Source organism: Nocardia rhizosphaerihabitans (genome assembly GCF_014646295.1).
Classification (GTDB): domain Bacteria; phylum Actinomycetota; class Actinomycetes; order Mycobacteriales; family Mycobacteriaceae; genus Nocardia; species Nocardia rhizosphaerihabitans.
In genome coordinates, this window is the sequence record NZ_BMNE01000001.1 from 989,635 (window position 1) to 1,011,941 (window position 22,307).

Below are 22,307 nucleotides of genomic sequence, written 5' to 3' on the forward strand. Positions count from 1 at the left end.
CGTCACAGGTCGATCGGGCCGATGTCGACCCCGAGGTCCGCGGCGATCTGCCGACCACAGTGGGCGAGTTTGCGCAGCCGTTCCGGGCGCAGACCGCTCTGCAGCGAGGTCTCCAGCAGCACCGCCATCGGATGGTCGGCATCGGCCTCCACCGCGGCGGTGAGGGCGACGCCGGCGAACGGCCCGTCGCCGCGCACGTAGGCGCTGAAGCCCAGCAGCGCCGCGGCTTCGGCGCGATCGGTGCCGGGTGTCGCCCGCGCGAGCTGGGCCCACAGCTGCTCGGCCGCCTCGGCATGATCACCCAGTGCCAGGCCGTACATCGCGTCGCGGATCGGCCGGTCGCGCAGCGTCGCGGCCAGTCGCGCGAGGTCGCGGTCGCCCCGCGGCGCACCGGAGGCGGTGTCGGCGATCTGCCACAGCACCCATTCCAGCGAACGACGCTGGAACGCCACGCCGTTCCCGGCGCGTAGCGCGGCGGACAGCTCGCCGCGATACCGCGCCACTGCGGGGCCGAGCCGGGTCAGTACCTGCGCGCGCAGCTGCCGGTCGGGCACGACCAGAGCGGTCAGTTCGCTGCGCGAGCGGCGGATCTGCCTGCCGTCGAGCACGTGCGACAGCGCGACCAGCGAGGCCGCCGGGTCACCGACGACACCTCCGCCTGCCCGGTCGAACAGGCTGCGAAAACGCGCACCCGCCACGATCGCGGGCGCCGACCAGGCCCCGCGGACCGCGATGCCCGCCGCGCCGAGCGCATCGAGCAGCGCCACGTCGCGCAGCGCATCCGGCACACCGGATTCCGTGCGGTCGTCGACGAAGATCGCCAGCACCCCGGTCGCCTGTTCGCGCACACAGATCGACCCGACGCACGCGGTGAACTGGTCGATGCGCCCCGGGTCGCAAACCCCGTCCAGATCGAACCGCACGACGGCTTCGATCGCGGCGGTGCCGCCGCGGCCCGGCTCGTGCAGCACGGCGACGACGAGCGAGCGTTCGGGAACGAAGCCGAGCATCGCCGGCAGCGCGGCGATCAGCTCGCCGGGGTCCCGCACTCGCAGGGGCGGCTGTGGCAGGTCGGCGGGGTAGGCGGGGGTCGATTCGGCGCAGGTGAGCGCTCGGGGGAAGGGTCCGGTGCGCTTGGCGCGGCGGGTGGAGTTCGTCGACGGTGTCATGGCTCCACCGTGCCCGCCGCCTCCTCCCGCGCCCGACCCGCGACCTGGGCTTTCTCTTGCCCTGTTGACAATGCCGCGGCTGTGGAACGATCCCGGTCCGAGCACTGCCGCCGGACCGAATCTGTCACCGCCGCGTGGTAGACGCCCTCAGCTGCCACGCACGCCGCGAACGGCGGTCGCGAACATCTCCTCGACGGCGGCGCCGTCGGGCTGCCCGGTGCCGAAGGTCATCGACGTCACCGTGATCCGAACGTCGCCGATCTGCCCGATCGAGGTCTGCATCGTCTGCGTCAACCCGGCCCCGCCGACATCGGGAATCACGGTGCGCCGCAACGACACCGCGTCGTCGGCGCCGGCCGGGACGGTGTTGTCGAGCACGGTCGTGACGGTCGACTCCGCGCCGGCCCGGCCGACACGGATCTGCTCGCACCCACCGAGCCGGTCCCGCAGCCGCGCGAGCTGTTCGGCGGTCCTGGACAGCTCGACGGTCAGCGTCGCACGGCTCGCGTCGTCGGATCCGACCATGACGGCCGCCGGTTCGGCGCCCGCCTCGGGCTCGGGCGGGGTGCAGGTGGCCGGGCTGACGGTGGCGCCCGCCCCGACCCCGTCGAGATCACCGGCGGCAGCGGCCGCCGCCTGCGGGGGCAGCACCACCGCCGGATACCGGGCCGGGAACTGCTGCGCAGCGGGCAACAGATCAGGCAGCGCGCCGTCGATGTGCCGCACCGCCAGCGCGCTCTCGGCGACCGGCGTCCCGCTGATGCTCTGCCCGCACCCGGCCGTCGCCAGGACCGAGACCGCCGCCGCGCAGGCGAGCACCCGGCGCCGCGTCCGGGAGCGCGGGACCGGACTGGTCGGTATCGTTTCCGCCACGTTCACACCACCCACTGTGCCCCACCGGGCCGATCCGGGGGCCGCCGCCACGCCGCGCGGGAATGTCGAGGCGGCGGCGGCTGTTGTGCACAGGACGAGCCGTCCTCCGGCCGTGTGCGATGCGTCTGCTCGCGTGGGGGACAATGGAGAACGCCTCCCCCGCCGCGAGCGTTGGTGGACCGCGCAGGAAGGAGTACGCGATGGATGATCAGTCGCACATGTACGAGCTGGAGTTCCCGGCACCGCAGCTGTCGTCGGACGACGGTGCGGGCCCCGTGCTGGTGCACGGTCTCGAGGGTTTCACCGACGCCGGTCATGCCGTGCGCCTGGCCACAACCCATCTGCGCGAGAGTCTCGAATCCGAGCTCGTCGCCTCCTTCGATGTGGACGAGCTGCTCGACTACCGCTCGCGCCGTCCGCTGATGACGTTCAAGACCGATCATTTCTCCGACTACGCCGAGCCCGAGCTGAACCTGTGGGCCCTGCGCGACACAGCGGGTACCCCGTTCCTGCTGCTGGCGGGCCTGGAACCGGATCTGCGCTGGGAGAAGTTCACGACCGCGGTGCGGCTGCTGGCCGAACAGCTCGGGGTCCGGCGCACGATCGGCCTGTCCGCGATCCCGATGGCGATCCCGCACACCCGCCCGCTGGGCGTGACCGCGCATTCCTCGGATCGCTCGCTGATCGGCGAGCACCAGCGCTGGCCCGGTGAGCTGCAGGTGCCGGGCAGCGCGTCCTCGCTGCTCGAGTTCCGGATGGCTCAGCACGGGCACGAGTCGCTCGGCTTCTCCGTGCACGTGCCGCACTACCTGGCCCAGACCGACTATCCCGAGGCCGCGCAGACCCTGCTGGAGAACGTCGCCGACAACGCGGGCCTGGAACTGCCGCTGGCGGCGCTGGGCGAGGCCGCGGCGCGCGTCCGCGAGCAGGTCGCCGAGCACATCGCGGGCAACGAGGAAGTCGAGACGGTCGTCACGGCGCTGGAACGCCAGTACGACAGCTTCGTCACCGCCCAGGAACGCCAGTCCAGCCTGCTGGCAGGCGACGGCGAACTGCCCAGCGGTGAGGAGCTCGGCGCGGAGTTCGAGCGCTTCCTGGCCGAACAGGGCGGCTACGACGACACCTCCGGCGACGACAAAGCCTGACCAGGGGACCCCCGGGGCGTACCTCCGCCTCCGCTCCGGCCGTGCGCAGGTCTGACGAGGGCTACGCCCGCTGCGCCCACTAGGGTGGTCGGAGTGGATCTGACCGACCTGCTCGAAATTCCCGGGACCGACGCCGACGCACTCTACGAGTCGTTCGCGGTGTGGGCCGCCGAGCAGGGCACCCCCCTGTATCCGGCGCAGGACGAGGCGCTGATGGAGCTGGCGTCGGGGTCCAATGTCATCCTGGCCACCCCGACCGGCTCCGGGAAGTCCCTCGTCGCGGTCGGCGCGCACCTGTTCGCGATGGCCAACGGGCAGCGCAGCTACTACACCGCGCCCATCAAGGCGCTGGTGAGCGAGAAGTTCTTCGCACTGTGCGAGGTGTTCGGCGCCGAGAATGTCGGCATGGTCACCGGTGACGCCGCGGTCAACGCCGACGCCCCGATCATCTGCGCGACCGCGGAGATCCTCGCGAATCTGGCGCTGCGCGAGGGCGCGGCCGCCGAGGTCGGCCAGGTCGTGATGGACGAGTTCCACTTCTACGCCGACCCCGATCGCGGCTGGGCCTGGCAGGTGCCGATCATCGAGCTGCCGCGCGCGCAGTTCCTGCTGATGTCGGCGACGCTGGGCGAGGTCGACTTCTTCGCGACCGATCTCGAAAGCCGCACCGGCCGGAGCACGGCGGTCGTCGCGGGCACCGAACGCCCTGTCCCGCTGATGTTCTCGTATGTGCGCACCCCCATCACCGAGACCATCGAAGAGCTGGTGACCACCAACCAGGCGCCGGTGTATGTCGTGCACTTCACCCAGGCCGCCGCGCTGGAGCGCGCGCAGGCACTGACCAGCGTGAATTTCGCCACCCGCGCCGAGAAGGACGCGATCGCCACCGCCATCGGCGAGTTCCGCTTCGCCGCGGGCTTCGGCAAGACCCTCTCGCGCCTGATCCGGCACGGCATCGGCGTGCACCACGCGGGCATGCTGCCCAAATACCGCAGGCTCGTGGAGAAACTCGCCCAGGACGGTCTGCTCAAGGTGGTGTGCGGCACAGACACCCTCGGTGTCGGCATCAACGTGCCGATCCGCACGGTGCTGCTGACCGGGCTCACCAAGTTCGACGGTGTGCGCACCCGCAGGCTCAAGGCCCGCGAGTTCCACCAGATCGCCGGACGCGCGGGCCGCGCCGGCTACGACACCATGGGCACCGTCGTCGTGCAGGCGCCCGAACACGAGGTGGAGAACGCGCGCCTGATCGCCAAGGCGGGCGACGACCCGAAGAAGCAGCGAAAGGTGCAGCGCCGCAAGCCGCCCGAGGGCTTCGTCTCTTGGAGCGAGGAGACCTTCGACCGCCTGGTCTCCGCGCAGCCGGAGCCGATGGTGTCGCGCTTCGCGGTGACCAACGCCATGCTGCTCAACGTGATCGCCCGCCCCGGCAACTGCTTCGTCGCCATGCGGCACCTGCTCGAGGACAACCACGAGCCGCGCGCCGCCCAGCGCAAGCACATCCTGCGCGCGATCCGGCTCTACCGCGCCCTGCGCGATGCCGGTGTGGTGCAACAGCTCTCCGAACCCGACGCCAAGGGCCGGATGGCGCGGCTCACCGTCGACCTGCAACGTGATTTCGCCCTCGACCAGCCGCTGTCACCGTTCGCGCTGGCCGCCTTCGAGCTGCTCGATCGCGAGAGCCCCACCTACACCCTGGATGTCGTCTCGCTGATCGAGGCGACCCTGGAGGACCCCCGCCAGCTGCTGATGGCCCAGCAGCACAAGGCCCGCGGCGCCGCGGTGGCCGAGATGAAGGCCGACGGCATCGAATACGAGGAGCGGATGGAGCTCCTGGAAGAGGTCACCTGGCCCAAGCCACTGGCCGAGCTGATCGACCCCGCCTTCGAGACCTACCGGGCCGGGCATCCGTGGGTCTCGGAGTTCGCGCCGTCACCGAAATCGGTGGTGCGCGACATGATCGAGCGCGCGATGACCTTCGCCGAACTGATCTCGTTCTACGAACTCGCCCGCTCGGAGGGCGTGGTGCTGCGCTACCTCGCCGACGCCTACCGCGCGCTGCGCCGCACGGTGCCCGACGCGGCCCGCACCGAGGAACTCGACGACCTCACCGAATGGCTCGGCGAGCTGATCCGCCAGGTGGATTCGAGCCTGCTCGACGAATGGGAGCAGCTCACCAACCCCGGCGCGGAGAACGACGCCGAGCAGATCGCGTTCGGCGCGGAGTCGGTGCGCCCGATCTCGGCCAACGAGCGCGCCTTCCGGGTGATGGTGCGCAACGCCATGTTCCGCCGGGTCGAGCTGGCCGCCCGGCAACGCTGGTACGACCTGGAGGAGCTCAGCCCGGGCCCCGACTGGGCGCAGGACTTCGCGCCCTACTTCGAGGAGTACGCCTCGATCGGCACCGGCCCTGACGCGCGCGGCCCGCAGCTGTTCCAGGTGGAGCAGCGACCCGGCTTCTGGCATGTGCGCCAGGTGCTCGACGACCCCGCGGGCGACCACGGCTGGGCGCTGGCGGCCATCGTCGATCTGGAGGAGTCCGACGCCGCGGGGGAAGTGGTGTTCGACGAGGTCACGGTAGCGGCGGGCTGAGCCATACCTGTTCGCTATCACGAAAAATGACGAATGTTTGACGGATTCGTTGTTGGGTAGGCGCCGCTGATAGTCTCTCCCGGCCGCCGACCGAAAGTTCAACTATGCCCGAATCCCCGTACCTTGTCATCTACCCCGAACGGGTACGTGCCAATTACCGAGCTCTCGCAGCCGCCGTGTCGGCGCGGCGCACCCGGGGCACCCGGATCAGGTACGCGGTGAAGGCGGCACCGGTCGACGAGTTGCTGACGCTGCTCGACGCCGAAGGCGCGGAGTTCGACGTCGCCAGCATCGGCGAGATCGACCAGGCCGTGCGCCTCGGCATCGACCCGGGCAAGCTCTGCTACGGCAACCCGATCAAGAAGAGCGCCCACATCGCGCGCGCCTTCGCCCTCGGTGTGCGCCGCTACGCCTTCGACACCGAAGACGACCTGCTGCGCATCGCCGAGCACGCCCCCGGTTCCGAGGTCGAGTGCCGATTCCTGTCCTCGGCGCCGGAGTCGCGCACCCCCTTCGGCACCAAGTTCGGGTGCGCGCCCGCCGAGGCGCTACGGCTGCTGGTGCGCGCCCGCGATCTGGGTCTGGTGGTGGGCGGCCCGTACTTCCACGTCGGCTCCCAGCAGCTGGACCCCGCCGCCTGGCGGATCGGCATCCAGCAGGCAGGTGAGATCGTGACGGCGTTGGCGGACAAGGACATTCACGTCACCGCGGTCAATGTGGGCGGCGGTCTGCCGATCTCCTACGCCGACGCTGCCCCCGAACTCGACGCGATCGCCGCCGCCATGGCCGGCGCGGCCGCGGAGTTCCTGCCCGAATCCACCGGCCTGGTCGTCGAACCCGGCCGTGCGCTGGTGGGTAACGCGGGCACCATTCACGCCGAGGTCGTCGGCGTGCGTTTCGCGCCGGATGGCCGGCGCTGGGTGTATCTCGACATCGGCCGATACAACGGTATGGCCGAGACGGAGAACGAGTACATCGCCTACCGTTTCGTCACCGATCGCGACGGCGATCCGGTGGGCGAGGCGGTGGTCGCGGGTCCGACCTGCGACGGCGACGATGTACTGTATCAACGCACGAAGGTCCTTCTGCCGACCACGTTGCGAGCCGGTGATCAGATCCAGATCCTCGACACCGGCGCCTATACCGCGAGTTATTCGTCGGTGTCCTTCAATGGTTTTCCGCCCTTGACCGTTCATGTCTCGGGCGCTGAGCGAGAGTGAGTTTGCCCATGACGGCGGAATTCACCGGCTGGCACGTGCTGGCCGAGTTCGGTGGTGTCGACACAGACCTGTGTGACGATCTCGAACGACTCGAATCGGCGTTGCGTGAGTCTCTGATCGCGGCGGGCGTCACCATCTGCGATGTCGTTCACAAAAAGTTCGAACCGCAGGGGGTGACCGTCCTCGCCCTGTTGTCGGAGTCCCACGCCTCGATTCACACTTATCCGGAGTCCGGCGACATCTTCGTCGACGTCTTCACCTGCGGCAGCATCGGTGCGGGCGCGACGAAGGCTGTGGAACTTCTGCGAGACAAGTTGTCTCCCAAGAATGTTCGGATGCAAGTCGTCCAGCGCGGCCACGGCGCCGAGAAGATCTACGAACCGGTGGGCGACGGCCTGACCCGGATCTGGGATCTGCACGAGGTGATCGTGGACACCAATACCCCGTTCCAGCACATGGTGATCGCGCGGACCGATCAGGGCATCTCCCTGTTCTCCGACGACGATCGCCAGTCCACCGAGTTCTCCCAGGTCACCTACCACGAGGCCATGATGGTCCCGGCGTTCGTGCTCGCGGAGAAGCTCGACCGGGTGCTGATCATCGGGTCCGGCGAGGGTGTCGCCTCGCAGATGTCGGTGGCGGCCGGGGCGACCCACGTCGACCACGTCGACATCGATCAGCTCGAGGTGGAGCTGTGCGCGCAGCACCTGCCCTACGGCTACACCACCGAAGAGCTCACCGCCGCAGTGAAGGGCGAGGGCCCGGTGCACGTGCACTACGCCGACGGCTGGGACTTCCTGGCCAAGGCGCAGGAGGCGGGCACCCGCTACGACGTGATCGTCATCGATCTGCCGGACGAGCGCGTCGAGGACGCCCAGCACAACCGCCTCTACGAGTCGGAGTTCCTGTCCCGATGTAAGGCACTGCTGGCGCCCGGCGGCGTGCTGTCGGCCCAGGCCGGTTGCGCGACCATGTGGCGCAACGAAACCCTCAAGCGGTCGTGGGGCCGGTTCCACGAGCAGTTCGCCACCGTGGTCCCCTACGGCAGCGACGAGCACGAGTGGACCTTCCTGTTCGGCCTGAACGAGAAGATCGAGGACCCGGTGCGCGGCATGGCCGATCGCCTGGCCCTGCTCCCCTACCGCGCCGAGACCATCGACGCCCGCGCCATCGAGCGCGGCGCGATCGAGCCGTACGCCCTGCGCGGCTGAGCGCGAGCGACAGACACCGAAGGCGGTGATCCGGGTTCTCCGGGTCACCGCCTTCGTCGTTTCGGCGGCCGAGCGCTCGATTCCGGTGCCGCGCGGCACCGAATGTTGGCACTATGCGAGGTGCGCAGCTCCGAGGAGAATCGAGTCCGCCCATGACACAGACACCGCTGTCCGCCGACGGTCTGATGCCGGTCCCCTTCCCGTCCGGCCACCGGCCCCGCCTCGAGGCGCTGTCCGCGGCAGGCCTCGCCGAGTTCGGCCGGTTGTTCGCCGCCGCGCCCGACGTGACGGCGGCCGGCTTCGCCCGGCTCGACGGCGACGTGACGATGCGCTCGTTTCCCGGTTCCGGCGAGCGGGTGCTCGCGCCGGTGATGGCGCGGCCGTCGTACTTCTGGGTCGCGAAGTCGTTTCGTCACGTGGACGGCGGTGTCGCGGTCGGCCACAATGTCTTCCGCCTGCTGGGTGGCATGCGTGCGCTGAATTTCGTGGCGACGGTGGGTGATTCCGTCATCGACGGGCGGCCCGCGGTGCTGTTCGACTACGACGACCCGCGGGTGGGATCGCGCCGACCGGCCCGCCGGATCTACGACGAACTGCGCGAGATCGAGCCGAACCTGTGGCTGGGCCCGAGCTACTTCACGACGCGGGCCAAGCGAATCCCCCTGGGCTGGTTCGCACTCGACGCCTCGGTGCCGCTCGACGGCCCCGCCTGACACGCCGGTGAGCCGGGCGCGCAGTACCCGCACCCGGCTCACCGAAGGACTTCAGCCGCGCGCCGCGCGTTGAGCGCGGTACTCGGCGACGTTGACCCCGCCCACACCCCAATCCGTCAGCGGCACCTCGTCGATCACGACATAGGTGCTGTCGGGCGCCTTGCCGAGGACGTCGAAGAGCAAGTCGGTGACGCCCTTGATCAACTGCCCCTTCTGCTCCGGGGTGACCCCTTCGTCGGTGACCTTGATGTTGACATACGGCATGGTTGGTTTCCTTTCTACGCCGCTCTACCTGAAATGAACCCGCCGTCGACGGGGAGGATGTGGCCGGTGACGAACTCGGCGTCGGCCAGGTACAGCACGGCCGCGGTGGTGTCGGCGACCTCGCCGATCCGGCCGAGCAGTGCCGCGCTCGCGGCGGCGCGGGTATCGCCGTCACCGAACAGCGGGGTGCGGATGATGCCGGGGGCGACCGCGTTCACCCGGATCCGTGCCGGAGCGAGTTCGGCGGCGAGACTGGTGGTGAGCGCGTGTACGCCGCCCTTGCTGATCAGCGCCGCCGAGGCGGGCAACCCGGTCATGGCGTGGTCGATGAGCACGGTGCCGATGTTCACGATGCTGCCGCCCTCACCCTGGGCGAGCAGCTGTCGCACCACGGCCTGGGTGGTGAAGTAGGTGCCCTTGAGGTTGCCGCCGAGGAAGCGGTCGAGCTCGGCCTCGGTGACGTCGACGAACGGGGTCGCGCCGAACACGCCCGCGCTGTTGACCAGCGCGTCGACCCGGCCGAACCGGTCCAGCGCCGCCCGCACATACGCCGATCCCGTTGCGGGCGAACCGATATCGCCGACCACCGTGACCACCCGGTCCGGGGTGGCCAGTTCAGCGGCGACGGCAGCGAGCTTGTCCGCATCGCGCCCGCCGAGGACGACCGTGTCACCGCGGGCGACGAAGGCGCGGGCGACATCGCGTCCGATTCCACTGGATGCGCCGGTCACGATGACCGTCTTGGGTGTGGACATGAGCTGATCCTTTCGGGGAAATATACGACCGGTCGTCTTTAAATGGGTAACCAGCGAGACTTCGGGCAGGCCAGGCGATCAGGTCAGGGCGGCGGCGCGATCACGGCCGGAAATAGTCGTCGAGTAGTCGCCGCAGGCATTTCTCGAGCGGCGCGATCGTGCGGTCGATCTTCATCCGGATCACCGCACCCTCCCAGGATTCGAGCAGCAGATCGGCGAGCTCGACGGCATCGATGTCGGTGCGCACCGAGCCCTCGGACTGCGCGGTGCGCAGCGCATCGGCCACGCCGTCCCGCCAGGACGCCCACGCGGCCGACAGCGCCGTCCGCAGCACCTCGCTGCCCTCCAGCTCGCCGCCGAGGTTGGCGATCAGGCAGCCGCCGGTGTAGTCGGCGACCACGAAATCGTCGGTCAGCACGGCGAAGAACCGGCGCAGTCCGGTCAGCGCGTCGGGGGCGTCGGCGAACGCCGCGGCCAGGTTGCGCTGCACACACAGCGAGTGATGCTCGATCACCGCGTGCGCGAAGCCCTCCTTGCTGTCGAAGTAGTTGTAGAACGACCCTTTCGGCACACCGACCTTGTCGAGCACCTGCTTGATGCCGGTGCCGTGGTAGCCGTTGGACAGCAGGCCCGCCGCACCCTCCTCGATGAGGAGGGCCCGTGTGTCGTCACTGCGCCGTGGTCGTGCCATGCGCCGAACTATACGACCGGTCGTCTACTAATGGCAAGAGGGCCGTTCAGTCGTCGTCGACGCCGCGGGCGGCCAGCGCCTCGCCCATCGCGTCGGCCGTGCGCAATGCCCGCACCAGCACCGGCGTGACCAGCGCCGTCGCCGACCAGGAGACCCCGCGCGCCCGCCGCGCCTCGGCGACCTCGTGCACGATCTGCGCCAGCAGCGGAACACACCGGATGGCCAGGGCCAGCAGCAGACTCACCCGTTCGGGATTCACCCCGACGCGGCGCAGCGGTCCGAGCGCGCGCGTCAGCGCGTCGAGCATGTCGGTGACCCGGGTCGTCACCGTCACCAGCGCCGCCAGCGCCACCGAGACGAGCAGCACGCCGCAGACGACGACCGCCCGCGCGGGCGAGGTGGTGAGCAGCTGGAACACCCCGATGATCAGCGTCATCCACAGCACCGGGCGCACCTGGGCCAGCGCCACCCGCCAGGAGATCCGCGCGAGCGCGAACAGGCAGCCCACGACGACCACGGCGCCCGCGACACCGAGCGAGCTGCGTACGAACACCGTCATCGCGACGATCGCGAGCACCAGCAGCGCGAGCTTCACGCCCGCGGGCAGCCGATGCAGCAGCGAGTCGCCGGGGCTGTAGAGACCGATCATTCGACGAGTCGCCGATAGGCGCCGACGGCGTCGGCCGGCGTGCCGTCGAAGGCGACGGACCCGTTGTCCAGCACCACGACTCGATCGAACCCGTCCAGCAGCGCGAGCTGATGGGTCACCACGATCACCTGCTGGTCGAGGGAGTTCAGCGCCTCCGACACCCGGCGGGCGTTGCGCAGGTCGAGCAGCGTGGTCGGCTCGTCGGCGACGATCACCTCGGGCTCGCGGATCAGCGCGGAGCCGATCGCGAGGAGTTGTTTCTGCCCGCCCGAGAGCAGGTGCGCCGGATGGTCGGCGTGCGCGCCGAGCCCGAAGCGGTCGAGCATCCGCGCCACCCTGGCCGCGATCTCGGTCCGGCTCAGGCCGCTGCGCCGCAGCGAGAACGCCAGGTCCTCGGCGACGGTCGGCATCACGATCTGGGTGTCGGGATCGGTGAACACGAAGCCGACCTTGCGCCGGACCTGCGCGCCCTTGCGGGCAGCGTCGAGCCCGTCGACGGTGACGGTGCCCGACGCCGGTTTCAGCAGCCCGTTGAGCATCCGCGCCAGCGTCGACTTCCCTGATCCGTTGGCGCCGATGAGGCCGACGCGCCGTTCGGTGATCCGCAGGTCGATGTCGCGCAGCACGGTCCGGTCACCGAAGCGGTGGCCGACCGAGTCGAGGACGATCTCGCTCACGACAGGTACCGCACGCGTTCAGCCACGGATCAACCCCGGGTACGCGCGGTGCACACCCTTGGCGACGACCGTGGCGACGACCACCTTGGCCAGGTCGCCCGGCACGAACGCGAAGTTGGCCGACACCGCGGCCCACAGCCCGAGATCGGTGCGGATCAGCAGCCCGGCGGTTCCGAACAGGTAGATGACCACGAGCCCGCCGAGGGCGTTGATCAGCAGGCCGAGCACGATCGGATACTTCGGCAGGATCGCGGCGGTCAGCGCGCCGATCACCAGCGTCGCGGGGATCCAGCCGATCAGATAGCCTGCGGTCGGCGAGGCCAGGGCTGTCAGGCCGGTGCGGCCACCGGAGAGCAGCGGAAGGCCGATCAGGGTCAGCGTGATGAAGACCGCGACCGCGGCCGTGCCCTTGCGCGCGCCGAGGATCGCGCCGGTGAGGATCACCCCGAGAGTCTGCAGCGTGATCGGCACGCCGCTGAACCCGACGGTGATCGCGCCCGGCAGACCAAGGGCGGCGATCAGCGCCGCGAAGACCGCGATCTGCGCCATGTCCCTGGCGGCGAAACCGAGTGCCGGCTTCGGGGACTTCTCGACATCGGGCACGGCAAACATCCTTCACAACGGAATTGAACGACGTTCAAGGTAGCAGGTGGAGCACGAACATTTCGCCACGCCCGAAGATCGACTAGGATCCCAAGGTTGGGAGCTTCTCGGACGGCGTTCGCCGCACAACGGCATCGTGCCGACCCACTGTGGCCGAGGAAGGGCCATCATGTCGATTGCGCTACAACGTTTTTCGAACTTGATCGCCGCGATCTACAGCGCCGGCAACGACCCGGACCGATGGGACGGAGTGATCCGCGAGATCACCGACACCTTCGGGGCGGTACACGGCTTTTTGGTCATCGCAGAACCGGCAGGCGCACGGTGGGCGATCAAGACCTCGGGCAACGGCAGCTCCCCGGACCTGACTTCCTCGCTCGACCGGGTCGCCGAACACATGCAGCGCCTCCCCGCGGGATCGGCCACCACCAGTGACGAGCTGTTCGACCACACGAGCGCGAACGGCCTGACCAACAGCTTCCTGGCCCGGCTCACCGACGATCTGCCGCCCTCATGGATCTGTCTGACCATGCCCGACCACGGCGCGATCAACGGCCACTCGGCCGGGCTTGCCCTGCTGCGTGCGCTCGTTCCGCATCTGCGCGGGGCACTGCGCACCCAGTCCAGACTGGTCGAGCTGTCCCGGGAGCGGGCCTTGGCGCTCGCGACGCTGGAGCAGGCGCATTACGGAATCATGATCGTCACCGCGGACGCGGCACTGGTGTTCGCCAACTCCATGGCCGGGCGCATCATCCGGCAGACCGACGGGCTGAGCGTGGATGCCTTCGGCCGGCTGCGGGCCAGGTCCTCGGCCACCCATGCGCGCCTGCGCGAGCTGATCGAACAGGCCGCGGAGTCACCGGACGGTGGCGGGAATGTCCCGGTCGCGCGCCCTTTCGACAATCGGCCGCTGATCGTGCGGATCTCGCCGCTGGACGGCATTTCCGGAGACGGGGACGGTCAATGGCATCGGGCCGTTCTGCTGCTGGTCGCCGATCCGGACCGCGATCCCGAACCGGAACCGGAAGCGCTGCACGACCTCTACGGCCTGACCGAGGCGGAAACACTGGTGGCCATGGCGGTTCTGCGTGGCGACGGGTTGCCCGCCGTCGCCGATCAGCTCTCGGTCTCGGTATTCACCGCGCGCACGCATCTGCAGCATATTTTCGCCAAGACGAAAACACACCGGCAGGCCGAATTGGTCCGGTTGTTGTTGACCACCGCGATGTCGGCTCCGTAATTCCGGCGGATCACATCGGATGGAATCCCGCGCCGATTCCGCCGCGCGCATTCACGTCTTGCAGAATCAGGGAGAAATTGGCGCCGACCTGTGGGCCGAGGCAGGGCACCGCGATGTAGCCGTTGACGATCGCGACCAGCGTCGATCCGACGACGACGGGTGCGCCGGAATCGCCGGAGATCACGCAGATCTGGGTCAAGGTCCAGGAGTTTCCGCCGAAGACATCCCCGTAGACCAGGCCACAGGTCTGTCCTGTTGTTCGCCCTTCCTTGCACGCGAACGCCGGGAACTGCGCGGGCAGACCGACACCGGTGATCGAGGTGGAGCCGACGCGGTTGACCGGGTTCACCGAGCCCGCGTCGAAACCGATGACGGCGTAGTCGAGGTCGTTGCTCACGGAGGCGATCGTGCCGACCGACCCCGCCTCGGGATCGGCCTCGGCGGCCACCCCCATGCCCGCTCCGGCGGTGGCGCAGTGTCCGGCGGTGAAGCCGACCAGCCGACCGGCGCCGTCCCAGCCGATAGTCGAGAGTGTGCAGGTCGAGCCGTCGTCGAGGACGATGCCCGAGCCGCCACCGAGGGTCACCGGGGCGGCCGCCTGGGCCGTCCCCGCTGTTGCCCAAAGCATCAGGAGTGCGGCGGCGATGGCCCACCACCTACCCCATGCCACAGGGTCACTCCCGCACTGTCGTGCGGGAGTGGCTCGATTACTCCTCGTTGTTGTTGTCGGCATCAGCGTGTCAGACCACGCACACCGGGTAGAGGAACGGAACCGTCACCAGGACCGGAAGACACCCCAAGAAGGCGAGGGGGATCGTGATGAACGGCGAGAGCACTACGGGCTCTACCTGAACGGGCACCGGTGCGACGGGGACGGGGGCAGGATCCGCCGCGGGTGCTGCGCCGGCTACGCCGGCACCGAGTGCGATCAGCGGCGCACAAGTGAGCACCGCGATGGTTGAACGAACTTTGTACATAGCCATTCCTTAGACTGTCTGCACACTTGTCGTGCCGGGCCCGTGGCGGGACCGTCACCGTAATCAAGAACAGCACTCGCGGAGGCGAATAGCGTCGTTCGAACAGATGAAATCGTTAGTGCAGTTGAAATCAGAAGGGTCGCTTCGATCGAATCACTGCCGCAAGGTATTCGTAATCCTCGGCCCGCGCCGAGGATCCGCGGTAGGCCAGACCGATGGTGCGCCCCGGCGCCGGATCTGCGAAGCGGGCGGTATCGAGAGTGCCGCGCGCGGTTTCGGTGGCCACGGCCATCTCCGGAATGAGGGTGACGCCGAGACCGCCTGCCACGCACTGCACCACCGTCGTCAGCGAGGCGGCGCGGGTGTCGCCGACCGCGCCGGGATGCACCTCGGCGCTGCGGCACAACTCCAGGGTCTGATCGCGCAGGCAGTGACCCTCGTCCAGCAACAGCAGCGGCACGTCGGCCAGGACCGGCGCGGCCAGGTCGGTGCGCCCGGCCAATTCGTGCCCGCGCGGGGTGACGAGCACGAATTCCTCCGAGTAGAGCGGGACCTCGACGAGCCCCGGCGCTCCGGTCGGCAAAGCGAGCAGCGCGACGTCGAGCACGCCCGTACGCAGTCCGTCGAGCAGCCGGGAGGTCTGGTCCTCCACCACGTGCGGAACCAGACCGGGCAGTTTGCGGCGCAGTTCGGGCAGCAGCTCCGGCAGCACATACGGCGCGACGGTCGGGATGATGCCCAGACGCAGCACGCCGCCGAGGCCGTCACCGGTCGCCGAGGCCACGAACCGGTCGGCGGCTTCCAGCGTCGCCATCGCCTGCGGCAGCAGGCGCATTCCGGCCGCGGTCACCAGCACCCGCCGCGTACTGCGCTCGATCAACTGGAGCCCCAGTCCGTTTTCCAGTGATACCAAGGCCTGCGATAACGTGGGTTGGCTCACAGTCAAACGCGCTGCGGCGGTGCCGAAATGCCGGTATTCGGCGATGGCCACGAACGCACGCAGCTGCGAGAGGGTTGGCTGATAAGTCTGATCAGTCACGCCTATCAGTGTAGGGCAAGCAATCGGCTTTACCTTTCAGTACGCTTTCGGCAAGATCACCGACGAGCTCACACGATGAGCACCCACACCACGAATGAGGAGACGCGTAATGGCTCTGCTGACCATCGGCGACCAGTTCCCGGCATACAACCTCAAGGCCGTCATCGGAGGTGACCTGTCGAAGGTCGACGCGCAGCAGCCCGACGACTACTTCACCCAGATCACCAGCGACGACTACGCGGGCAAGTGGCGCGTGGTGTTCTTCTGGCCCAAGGACTTCACCTTCGTGTGCCCCACCGAGATCGCGGCGTTCGGCAAGCTGAACGACGAGTTCGCCGACCGCGACACCCAGGTCCTCGGCGCCTCGGTCGACAACGAGTTCGTGCACTTCCAGTGGCGCGCCCAGCACGAGGATCTCAAGACCCTCCCCTTCCCGATGCTGTCGGACCTCAAGCGTGAACTGGCCACCGCCACCGGCGTTCTCAACGCCGACGGTGTCGCCGATCGCGCCACCTTCATCGTCGACCCGAACAACGAGGTGCAGTTCGTCTCGGTGACCGCCGGTTCGGTCGGCCGCAATGTCGACGAGGTGCTGCGCGTGCTCGACGCCCTGCAGTCCGACGAGCTGTGCGCCTGCAACTGGAAGAAGGGCGACCCGACCATCAACGCGGGCGAGCTGCTCTCGGCCAGCGTCTGAAAAGGAGACTGTCATGAGCATCGAGAACCTGAAGAACTCCCTTCCCGAGTACGCCAAGGACCTCAAGCTCAACCTGTCCTCGCTGGCCCGCACCACGGTGCTCAACGAGCAGCAGCTGTGGGGCACCCTGCTGGCCTCGGCCGCCGCGACCCGCTCGGCGACCACGCTGCGCGAGATCGCCGAGGAAGCCGCCGATGTGCTGTCCGCCGAGGCCTACGAGGCCGCGCTGGGCGCCGCGTCGATCATGGGCATGAACAACGTGTTCTACCGCGGTAAGGCGTTCCTGGACGGTCGCTACGACGACCTGCGCGCGGGCCTGCGGATGAACATCATCGGCAACCCTGGCGTCGACAAGGCCGATTTCGAGCTGTGGTCGTTCGCGGTGTCCTCGATCAACGGCTGTGCCCACTGCCTGGAGGCGCACGAGAAGACGCTGCGCGAGGCCGGTGTGTCGCGCGAGGTGATCTTCGAGTCGCTGCGCGCGGCGGCCATCGTCGCCGGTGTCGGCCAGGCGGTGGCGTCCACCGAGGCGCTGGCGGCCGCTGCCGTCTGATGCACCGTGTCGCCGCGGCCCCCGATCGGACTTCTCCGGTCGGGGGCCGCGGTCGTTTCCCTAGGACACGACCGGGCTCGCGCGGTCCTGTCGGGCCCGTCAGCAGGCCGGTAGGCTCGCGATCATGAACGCACACGAGGTGCCCGAAGCCCCGGATATCCAGGTCGAGGTCGTCAGAGTGTTCACCGACCCTGCCGGACAGCTCGGCAACGCGCTCGGTATCGCCCGCGCGGGCGATGTCGTCGCGCTCGACAAGCAGGAGCTGGCCGCGCGCCTCGGCTTCAGCGAGACCACCATCGTCGAGGATCCCGTCGACGGTGTGGCCAGGATCCGCATCTTCACTCCCACCGTGGAACTGCCGTTCGCCGGCCACCCCAGCGTGGGCACCGCGTGGTGGCTGGCCCTGCAGCGCACTCCGGTGCACACCCTGCAGGAGCACGCGGGCCCGGTCGCGGTCGACCAGACCGACGGCATCACCTGGATCACCGCCCGCGCCGAGTGGGCGCCGGAATTCACCTTCCATCAACTGGATTCGGTCGAGGAGCTGGCGCTGCTGCGGCCCGACGACTTCACCGAGGGCCAGCACTTCTTCTGGGTGTGGACCGACGAAACGCGGGGGGCGCTGCGGTCACGGATGTTCGCGCCTGCGATGGGCATCGCCGAGGACGAGGCGACCGGGGCTGCCGCGGTCGCGCTCACCGCGCAGCTGCGGCGCGGGCTGGTGGTGACCCAGGGTCAGGGTTCGCAGCTCTACACCGAATGGGATTCCGACGGCTGGGTGCGCCTGGGCGGCCGGGTCACCGAGGACCACGTGGTGGTGCTCTGAGCTCAGGGTCCGAGCTGCCCGCCGAAGCGGCGCAGCCACGGCGGCCGGGTGGTCCAGTTTCCGCGCCGCGGCGCGGCGGTGCTCAGATCGGCGAGGATGCGGGTCTCCAGATGCCGCGGCGGGGTGCGCCGGTCGTCGACGGCCAGGCGGGCGAGCATGGCATGCACGCCGCGGACCCGGGCGGCGAACTGGGCGAGCCGGTGCGGGGCGATCGCGGCGAGCTTGCTCTCGATGTGGTGATATTCGAGCTCGGCGACCGCGTCCAGGGCGTACGCGTCGGCGAGGGCCAGTATCGAGCCCGGCCGGCACCAGGTCTGGGTGCTGCCGACGCGGACGATCCGCTGCTCGGCGAGCCGTTCGACGCCCTCGGCGAGCAGCCGGGTGACGACGGGCAAGCGCAGGCCCAGTTCCCGGCTGATCGCCCGGTAGGTACGCCCGCCGTAGTAGGCGAGCACGAACACTTCGCAGTGACTGTCGAGCGGATCGGCGAAGCCGAGGCGAGCCGAGGCCGCGAGCCAGGGCATGTCGTCGCCGTCGTGGCGGTCCAGCCGTAGCCGCTGCACCGCGAGCCGATGGATCTGGGCGAGCAGCCACGTCTGGTCGGCGCTGAACACCGCGTCGTCGCGGCCCGCACACGAGGAGGCCGCCGGTGATTCGCCGGGATGCTCGGTGTCCGGTCCGGTCCGGGCACCGTCGCGGTCGTAGACGGCGTCGCGGCCGAAGGTGATGTCGGGCTCGGTCCCCAGGCGGGCAGCGAATGCCGAACGGCCCCATGGTGTCCCGAGGTCGGGGACCGGCGGGGCATCGACGACCGGCGCCGTGGCCGCGCGGGTGGTAGCGCCGGTGTCGATCGGCCACGGCGCGGCACGCAGGCGCCGATATCCCTCGCGGACAACGTCTTCGGCCGATCCACGGCGATGCAGGACGCGCAGCGCGAGCCCGAAGGCGGCGGCGCCGGTGGCGCGGTACAGCTCACGCAGCGCGTCGCGATCGTCGGCGCCGGACGGGATCTCGGGATCGGGCAGCGCGACGCCACCCGGCGCCGGGTCGGGACCGCGCTGCCGGTTCATCGTCGAATTCCTGTCCACACAACGGCAATTCGCAGCGCGAGCGGTTGTGGATCGGTATTCACCGGCCGATCGCGGCGATCAACATGAACGCGGTACCGATATCCATCACCACATGGGGCACCAGCGCCGAGGTCAGCGGGTGGGCGCCTGCGGGGTGAACGAACCGATGCCAGCGGGGGCCGTGACCGACGGTACCGAGCGCGACCAACGCGTCCAGCGTGAACAGGGCGGCCAGCGCCAGGGCAGCCCAGGGCGCCGGTCCGGTCGCATGGTCAGCGCCGTGACCGGCCATCGCGTAGAGCATGGCCGCCGCGGCCACGGTGTGGTAGCCGATCGCCATGACCCCGTCGGGGGCCGCCGTCGCACCCGTGCGCCACCCCACGACGCGCTCGGCCAGCAGGATCCCGAAGGCGACGGTGAGCGCGGTGAGCACGCCACGCATGGCGTGCGGGTCGGTCGCGGCGGGAAACACCAGCATGGCCAGCATCACCAGGCACATGAGCAGGTGCGCGCTGTCGACCGCGGCGTCGACACGGTGGGTGGGTGGTGGCCGCCTCGTCAATCGGGCCGAGACGATCAGGGCCGCGAGGACGAACGCGGCGACCACCGGCCAGCGTACGAGTGCATAGTGCTCAACGAATTCGGCCACACCCCACCACCTTCGAGTCGCCACCCCGCCTCACCATGCTCGCATCGACGCGGCGCCCGCGGGCGCGTTTCCCCCCGGGCAACGTCGTCGTCATAGCGATGACGGATCATGGACCGATGTCCGATGCACAGTCCGTCACCTCGATCCAGGCGATGCGCGTGACGGTCGACGACCTGACCGGCGCCCCGATCCGCGACCTGTTGACCGGCCACCACACCGAGATGGCCGCCAACTCCCCCGCCTGCAGCATGCACGCCCTCGACCTGACCGGCCTGCGCGATCCGGCGGTCACGGTGTGGAGCGCCTGGGCAGGCGACGACCTGGCAGGCTGCGGTGCGCTGAAGGAACTCGACCAACACCACGGCGAGATCAAGTCCATGCGCACCGCCGACGGATTCACCGGCCGCGGGGTCGCCGCGACCGTGCTGAACCACCTCGTCGACGAGGCGCGCCGACGCGGATACACCCGCCTGAGCCTGGAGACCGGTTCACAGGAGTACTTCGCGCCCGCTCGCCGCCTCTACCTGCGCCACGGTTTCACCGAGTGCGAGCCCTTCGCCGACTACGTCCTCGACCCGTACAGCCAGTTCTTCACGCTCGCGCTCGCGTGAGGGTCAGCCCAGTGCGCGGGTGAAACCCTCGACCAGGTCGGCGACCTGGGCGTCGGTCATCACGAACGACGGCGAGATCTGCATCGCGCCCTGTCCGGCGGCGCGACCCGAGATGCCGTGTTCGCGCAGGGTTTTCACCAGCGCGGGTCCCTCGGACGGGTCGGCCAGCTGGACCGCGGCCGCGGCACCGAGCCCACTGCGGACTTCGGCGACGCGGGGATGCTCGGCCAGCGGCGCGAGCAGGGTGTGCAGCGTGCTCTCCAGCCGGGCCGCTTCCTCGAGCAGTCCTTCGCGTTCGATGATGGCGAGGTTGGCCAGGGCCGCGGCGGCCGCGCCCGCGTGCCCGCCGTAGGTGTAGCCGTGCCGCCACCACACGCCACCGGCGAAGAACGGTTCGGCCAGGTGCGGGGCGATGAACACCGCGCCCATCGGCAGGTAGCCCGAGGTCAGGCCCTTGGCGGTGGTGACCAGGTCGGGTTCGAGGTCGAACCGGGTGGAGGCGAACCAGGTGCCGCCGATCCGGCCGAAGCCGGTCACCACCTCGTCGGCGACGAACAGGATGTCGTGGTCGCGGCAGATCTGGCGCACCTCGGCCAGGTAGCCCTGCGGCGGCAGGTACACCCCGCCCGCGCCGATGATCGGCTCGCAGAAGAACGCCGCGATCTGTTCGGCGCCGATCTCCTCGATCAGGGCGAGCAGCGATTTCGCGTCGTTCCATTCGACGGTGCGGCTGTCGGCGACGAGCTCGCCGTAGCCCTCGGTGTTGCCCGCGAGCCCACCGATCGAGGTGCCCGCGTAATGCATGCCGTGGTAGGCCAGGCGACGGCCGACCAGGATCTTCTTGTCGGTGCGGCCCAGTTCGTGCCAGTACCGGCGCGCCAGTTTGGCCGCGGTCTCCACCGAGTCCGAGCCGCCGGAGGTGAAGAAGATCTTGCTGCCGGGGACCGGCGCGATGGACGACAGCTTCTCGGCGAGTTCCTGCGTCGGCGGTTCGGTGAGGTCACCGAAGTTCGAGTAGTGGGCGATGGTGCGCAACTGCTCGGCGACGGCGTCGGCGATCTCCGCGCGACCGTGCCCGACATTGGCGAACCAGAGTCCGGCCGTGGCGTCGAGATACTGTCTGCCCGCGGTGTCGTAGACGTAGGCACCGTCGCCGCGGGCGACGACGAACGCACCGTCACGAGTGACGGCGCCCATATCCGCGAATCCATGCCAGAGCGCATCCATGGCTACACCTTTACCCGACCCCGCCGGTTCTCGCTCGTTCCAGCGCCGGGAAGTCTCATTCCGCGAGCGCGCGGTCCCGCCACCGGCCGAGCAGGTCACCCAGCGACGCCATGGCAACGGCCAGGATCGCGAACACGACGGTGAGCACAACGAGCCCGATGGCCAGCGAGACGTACCCCTGCTGGCGCGGGTCGAGGAACGGGTACGGGTACCAGTCGACGATGGGGCCGCGGATCAGGCTGTAGATGCCGTAGATCAGCGGGAAGATCAGCCACTGCCCGATCAGGGCGGGGCTGGGCCGCAACCGCTGCGGCATGGCCACCAGCACCCAGTCCAGCAGCAGCACCAGCGGCAGGATGCGGTGCAGCACATCGTTGATCCACTTGTCGTTGAGCATCACGTCGACCTTGGCCAGCAGGACCGCGTACACGACCATCGTGATCACCATGTACAGCGTGACGGCGCCGCGCACCGCCTGCCAGCGCGGACTCTGCGGCGCGAGCACACCGCCGACCAGCAGCACCACGACACTGGCGATGTTCGACTCGATGGTGAAGTAGCTGAGGTAGTTCGTGAGCGAGAACGTCGCGGAGTCGATGTTGCGCAGGGGAATCCACAGCAGCGCGAGCACGCCCAGCGCGGCGAACCCGATCCGGTAGGCCCTGATCCACCACGCCGTCCCCGCTGCTGTGCTCATGTCCGGATCTTCGCACGCGCCACCGTCGTGGACGCGGAGATGACCGGCGCCGGATCTCCGCGTCGTGGACGCGTGGGCGCGACCAAACAGCGTCACGGTGTGTCGTTGGTCTCGGCCGTCCCGCGCACGGGGAGCGCGAGCGGAAAACCGGTGGCGGGC

Annotated in this window: 24 protein-coding genes; 10 read left to right on the forward strand and 14 right to left on the reverse strand. The window is 69.3% G+C overall.

What is annotated here, in order from left to right:
* Window positions 1-2 precede the first annotated feature (2 nt).
* Window positions 3-1,169: a DUF4192 domain-containing protein gene (locus IEY60_RS04435; RefSeq protein ID WP_189024030.1), complete on the reverse strand. Its 1,167-nt coding sequence runs from the start codon at window positions 1,167-1,169 to the stop codon at window positions 3-5.
* A gap of 147 nt (window positions 1,170-1,316) precedes the next feature.
* On the reverse strand, window positions 1,317-2,048 hold the full coding sequence (locus IEY60_RS04440) for a sensor domain-containing protein (RefSeq protein WP_229739532.1): 732 nt from the start codon (window positions 2,046-2,048) through the stop codon (window positions 1,317-1,319).
* 194 nt (window positions 2,049-2,242) lie between these two features.
* Here IEY60_RS04440 and IEY60_RS04445 point away from each other — a divergent pair, with 194 nt between their 5' ends.
* The 5 genes from IEY60_RS04445 (at window position 2,243) to IEY60_RS04465 (ending at window position 8,923) form a co-directional block, all read left to right on the forward strand.
* Window positions 2,243-3,187 (forward strand): proteasome assembly chaperone family protein, encoded by a 945-nt coding sequence (locus IEY60_RS04445; RefSeq protein ID WP_189024034.1) that lies wholly within the window; start codon window positions 2,243-2,245, stop codon window positions 3,185-3,187.
* Window positions 3,188-3,280: 93 nt separating this feature from the next.
* Window positions 3,281-5,779: a DEAD/DEAH box helicase gene (locus IEY60_RS04450; protein WP_189024036.1), complete on the forward strand. Its 2,499-nt coding sequence runs from the start codon at window positions 3,281-3,283 to the stop codon at window positions 5,777-5,779.
* A 104-nt stretch (window positions 5,780-5,883) separates the two neighbouring features.
* Window positions 5,884-6,999, forward strand: coding sequence for a type III PLP-dependent enzyme (locus IEY60_RS04455; protein WP_189024039.1), 1,116 nt, complete (start codon window positions 5,884-5,886; stop codon window positions 6,997-6,999).
* An 8-nt stretch (window positions 7,000-7,007) separates the two neighbouring features.
* Entirely contained in the window at window positions 7,008-8,210 is a 1,203-nt protein-coding gene (gene speD, locus IEY60_RS04460) for an adenosylmethionine decarboxylase (protein WP_189024040.1), read from the forward strand.
* Between the two features lie 152 nt (window positions 8,211-8,362).
* Window positions 8,363-8,923, forward strand: a complete 561-nt coding sequence (locus tag IEY60_RS04465; RefSeq protein WP_189024042.1) for a hypothetical protein — start codon at window positions 8,363-8,365, stop codon at window positions 8,921-8,923.
* 51 nt (window positions 8,924-8,974) lie between these two features.
* On the opposite strand, the gene IEY60_RS04470 is transcribed toward IEY60_RS04465, so the two are convergent.
* From IEY60_RS04470 to IEY60_RS04495, 6 genes are all read right to left on the reverse strand, one after another.
* Entirely contained in the window at window positions 8,975-9,187 is a 213-nt protein-coding gene (locus IEY60_RS04470; RefSeq protein ID WP_189024044.1) for a tautomerase family protein, read from the reverse strand.
* A 14-nt stretch (window positions 9,188-9,201) separates the two neighbouring features.
* Window positions 9,202-9,942, reverse strand: a complete 741-nt coding sequence (locus IEY60_RS04475) for an SDR family NAD(P)-dependent oxidoreductase (protein ID WP_189024046.1) — start codon at window positions 9,940-9,942, stop codon at window positions 9,202-9,204.
* A 100-nt stretch (window positions 9,943-10,042) separates the two neighbouring features.
* Window positions 10,043-10,633, reverse strand: coding sequence for a TetR/AcrR family transcriptional regulator (locus tag IEY60_RS04480; RefSeq protein WP_189024048.1), 591 nt, complete (start codon window positions 10,631-10,633; stop codon window positions 10,043-10,045).
* 46 nt (window positions 10,634-10,679) lie between these two features.
* Window positions 10,680-11,282: an energy-coupling factor transporter transmembrane component T family protein gene (locus IEY60_RS04485; protein ID WP_189024050.1), complete on the reverse strand. Its 603-nt coding sequence runs from the start codon at window positions 11,280-11,282 to the stop codon at window positions 10,680-10,682.
* Window positions 11,279-11,959, reverse strand: a complete 681-nt coding sequence (locus IEY60_RS04490; RefSeq protein ID WP_189024052.1) for an energy-coupling factor ABC transporter ATP-binding protein — start codon at window positions 11,957-11,959, stop codon at window positions 11,279-11,281. The genes IEY60_RS04485 and IEY60_RS04490 overlap by 4 nt, the downstream gene beginning before the upstream one ends.
* Before the next feature lie 18 nt (window positions 11,960-11,977).
* Complete coding sequence (locus IEY60_RS04495; protein WP_189024054.1) at window positions 11,978-12,571, reverse strand: biotin transporter BioY; 594 nt, start codon at window positions 12,569-12,571, stop codon at window positions 11,978-11,980.
* Between the two features lie 160 nt (window positions 12,572-12,731).
* On the opposite strand from IEY60_RS04495, the gene IEY60_RS04500 reads away from it, so the two are divergent.
* Window positions 12,732-13,802, forward strand: coding sequence for a helix-turn-helix transcriptional regulator (locus tag IEY60_RS04500; RefSeq protein ID WP_229739533.1), 1,071 nt, complete (start codon window positions 12,732-12,734; stop codon window positions 13,800-13,802).
* Between the two features lie 10 nt (window positions 13,803-13,812).
* On the opposite strand, the gene IEY60_RS04505 is transcribed toward IEY60_RS04500, so the two are convergent.
* Entirely contained in the window at window positions 13,813-14,430 is a 618-nt protein-coding gene (locus IEY60_RS04505; protein WP_189024927.1) for a chymotrypsin family serine protease, read from the reverse strand.
* Between the two features lie 479 nt (window positions 14,431-14,909).
* Window positions 14,910-15,818, reverse strand: coding sequence for a hydrogen peroxide-inducible genes activator (locus IEY60_RS04510; protein WP_189024056.1), 909 nt, complete (start codon window positions 15,816-15,818; stop codon window positions 14,910-14,912).
* A gap of 109 nt (window positions 15,819-15,927) precedes the next feature.
* Between IEY60_RS04510 and IEY60_RS04515 the strand changes: the two genes are divergently transcribed.
* From IEY60_RS04515 to IEY60_RS04525, 3 genes are all read left to right on the forward strand, one after another.
* The gene (locus tag IEY60_RS04515; protein WP_189024058.1) at window positions 15,928-16,515 is read left to right on the forward strand and encodes a peroxiredoxin; all 588 of its coding nucleotides are present in this window, start codon (window positions 15,928-15,930) and stop codon (window positions 16,513-16,515) included.
* Between the two features lie 13 nt (window positions 16,516-16,528).
* Window positions 16,529-17,068 carry an alkylhydroperoxidase, AhpD family gene (gene ahpD / locus IEY60_RS04520; RefSeq protein ID WP_189024060.1) on the forward strand — a complete coding sequence of 180 codons (540 nt, stop codon included), beginning with the start codon at window positions 16,529-16,531 and terminating at the stop codon, window positions 17,066-17,068.
* A gap of 124 nt (window positions 17,069-17,192) precedes the next feature.
* Complete coding sequence (locus IEY60_RS04525; RefSeq protein ID WP_189024062.1) at window positions 17,193-17,894, forward strand: PhzF family phenazine biosynthesis protein; 702 nt, start codon at window positions 17,193-17,195, stop codon at window positions 17,892-17,894.
* A 2-nt stretch (window positions 17,895-17,896) separates the two neighbouring features.
* On the opposite strand, the gene IEY60_RS04530 is transcribed toward IEY60_RS04525, so the two are convergent.
* Together IEY60_RS04530 and IEY60_RS04535 are read right to left on the reverse strand one after the other, a co-directional pair.
* Window positions 17,897-18,964 carry an RskA family anti-sigma factor gene (locus IEY60_RS04530; protein ID WP_189024064.1) on the reverse strand — a complete coding sequence of 356 codons (1,068 nt, stop codon included), beginning with the start codon at window positions 18,962-18,964 and terminating at the stop codon, window positions 17,897-17,899.
* 58 nt (window positions 18,965-19,022) lie between these two features.
* Window positions 19,023-19,613, reverse strand: coding sequence for a DUF5134 domain-containing protein (locus IEY60_RS04535; RefSeq protein WP_189024066.1), 591 nt, complete (start codon window positions 19,611-19,613; stop codon window positions 19,023-19,025).
* A gap of 116 nt (window positions 19,614-19,729) precedes the next feature.
* Between IEY60_RS04535 and IEY60_RS04540 the strand changes: the two genes are divergently transcribed.
* A complete protein-coding gene (locus IEY60_RS04540; protein ID WP_229739534.1) occupies window positions 19,730-20,224 on the forward strand; it encodes a GNAT family N-acetyltransferase in 495 nt (164 codons plus the stop codon).
* A 3-nt stretch (window positions 20,225-20,227) separates the two neighbouring features.
* On the opposite strand, the gene IEY60_RS04545 is transcribed toward IEY60_RS04540, so the two are convergent.
* Both IEY60_RS04545 and IEY60_RS04550 read right to left on the reverse strand, forming a co-directional pair.
* A complete protein-coding gene (locus IEY60_RS04545; RefSeq protein WP_189024068.1) occupies window positions 20,228-21,451 on the reverse strand; it encodes an aminotransferase family protein in 1,224 nt (407 codons plus the stop codon).
* A 55-nt stretch (window positions 21,452-21,506) separates the two neighbouring features.
* Complete coding sequence (locus tag IEY60_RS04550) at window positions 21,507-22,148, reverse strand: Pr6Pr family membrane protein (protein WP_189024070.1); 642 nt, start codon at window positions 22,146-22,148, stop codon at window positions 21,507-21,509.
* Window positions 22,149-22,307 lie beyond the last annotated feature (159 nt).

Bases quoted from the DNA above. Each gene is read 5' to 3' on its own strand.
- IEY60_RS04530 (WP_189024064.1), bottom strand. From the start codon at position 18,964: ATGAACCGGCAGCGCGGTCCCGACCCGGCGCCGGGTGGCGTCGCGCTG.
- speD (WP_189024040.1), top strand. From the start codon at position 7,008: ATGACGGCGGAATTCACCGGCTGGCACGTGCTGGCCGAGTTCGGTGGT.
- IEY60_RS04455 (WP_189024039.1), top strand. From the start codon at position 5,884: ATGCCCGAATCCCCGTACCTTGTCATCTACCCCGAACGGGTACGTGCC.
- IEY60_RS04505 (WP_189024927.1), bottom strand. From the start codon at position 14,430: ATGCTTTGGGCAACAGCGGGGACGGCCCAGGCGGCCGCCCCGGTGACC.
- IEY60_RS04445 (WP_189024034.1), top strand. From the start codon at position 2,243: ATGGATGATCAGTCGCACATGTACGAGCTGGAGTTCCCGGCACCGCAG.
- IEY60_RS04525 (WP_189024062.1), top strand. From the start codon at position 17,193: ATGAACGCACACGAGGTGCCCGAAGCCCCGGATATCCAGGTCGAGGTC.
- ahpD (WP_189024060.1), top strand. From the start codon at position 16,529: ATGAGCATCGAGAACCTGAAGAACTCCCTTCCCGAGTACGCCAAGGAC.
- IEY60_RS04550 (WP_189024070.1), bottom strand. From the start codon at position 22,148: ATGAGCACAGCAGCGGGGACGGCGTGGTGGATCAGGGCCTACCGGATC.
- IEY60_RS04485 (WP_189024050.1), bottom strand. From the start codon at position 11,282: ATGATCGGTCTCTACAGCCCCGGCGACTCGCTGCTGCATCGGCTGCCC.
- IEY60_RS04470 (WP_189024044.1), bottom strand. From the start codon at position 9,187: ATGCCGTATGTCAACATCAAGGTCACCGACGAAGGGGTCACCCCGGAG.
- IEY60_RS04475 (WP_189024046.1), bottom strand. From the start codon at position 9,942: ATGTCCACACCCAAGACGGTCATCGTGACCGGCGCATCCAGTGGAATC.
- IEY60_RS04465 (WP_189024042.1), top strand. From the start codon at position 8,363: ATGACACAGACACCGCTGTCCGCCGACGGTCTGATGCCGGTCCCCTTC.
- IEY60_RS04500 (WP_229739533.1), top strand. From the start codon at position 12,732: ATGTCGATTGCGCTACAACGTTTTTCGAACTTGATCGCCGCGATCTAC.
- IEY60_RS04480 (WP_189024048.1), bottom strand. From the start codon at position 10,633: ATGGCACGACCACGGCGCAGTGACGACACACGGGCCCTCCTCATCGAG.
- IEY60_RS04540 (WP_229739534.1), top strand. From the start codon at position 19,730: ATGTCCGATGCACAGTCCGTCACCTCGATCCAGGCGATGCGCGTGACG.
- IEY60_RS04515 (WP_189024058.1), top strand. From the start codon at position 15,928: ATGGCTCTGCTGACCATCGGCGACCAGTTCCCGGCATACAACCTCAAG.
- IEY60_RS04495 (WP_189024054.1), bottom strand. From the start codon at position 12,571: ATGTTTGCCGTGCCCGATGTCGAGAAGTCCCCGAAGCCGGCACTCGGT.
- IEY60_RS04435 (WP_189024030.1), bottom strand. From the start codon at position 1,169: ATGACACCGTCGACGAACTCCACCCGCCGCGCCAAGCGCACCGGACCC.
- IEY60_RS04545 (WP_189024068.1), bottom strand. From the start codon at position 21,451: ATGGATGCGCTCTGGCATGGATTCGCGGATATGGGCGCCGTCACTCGT.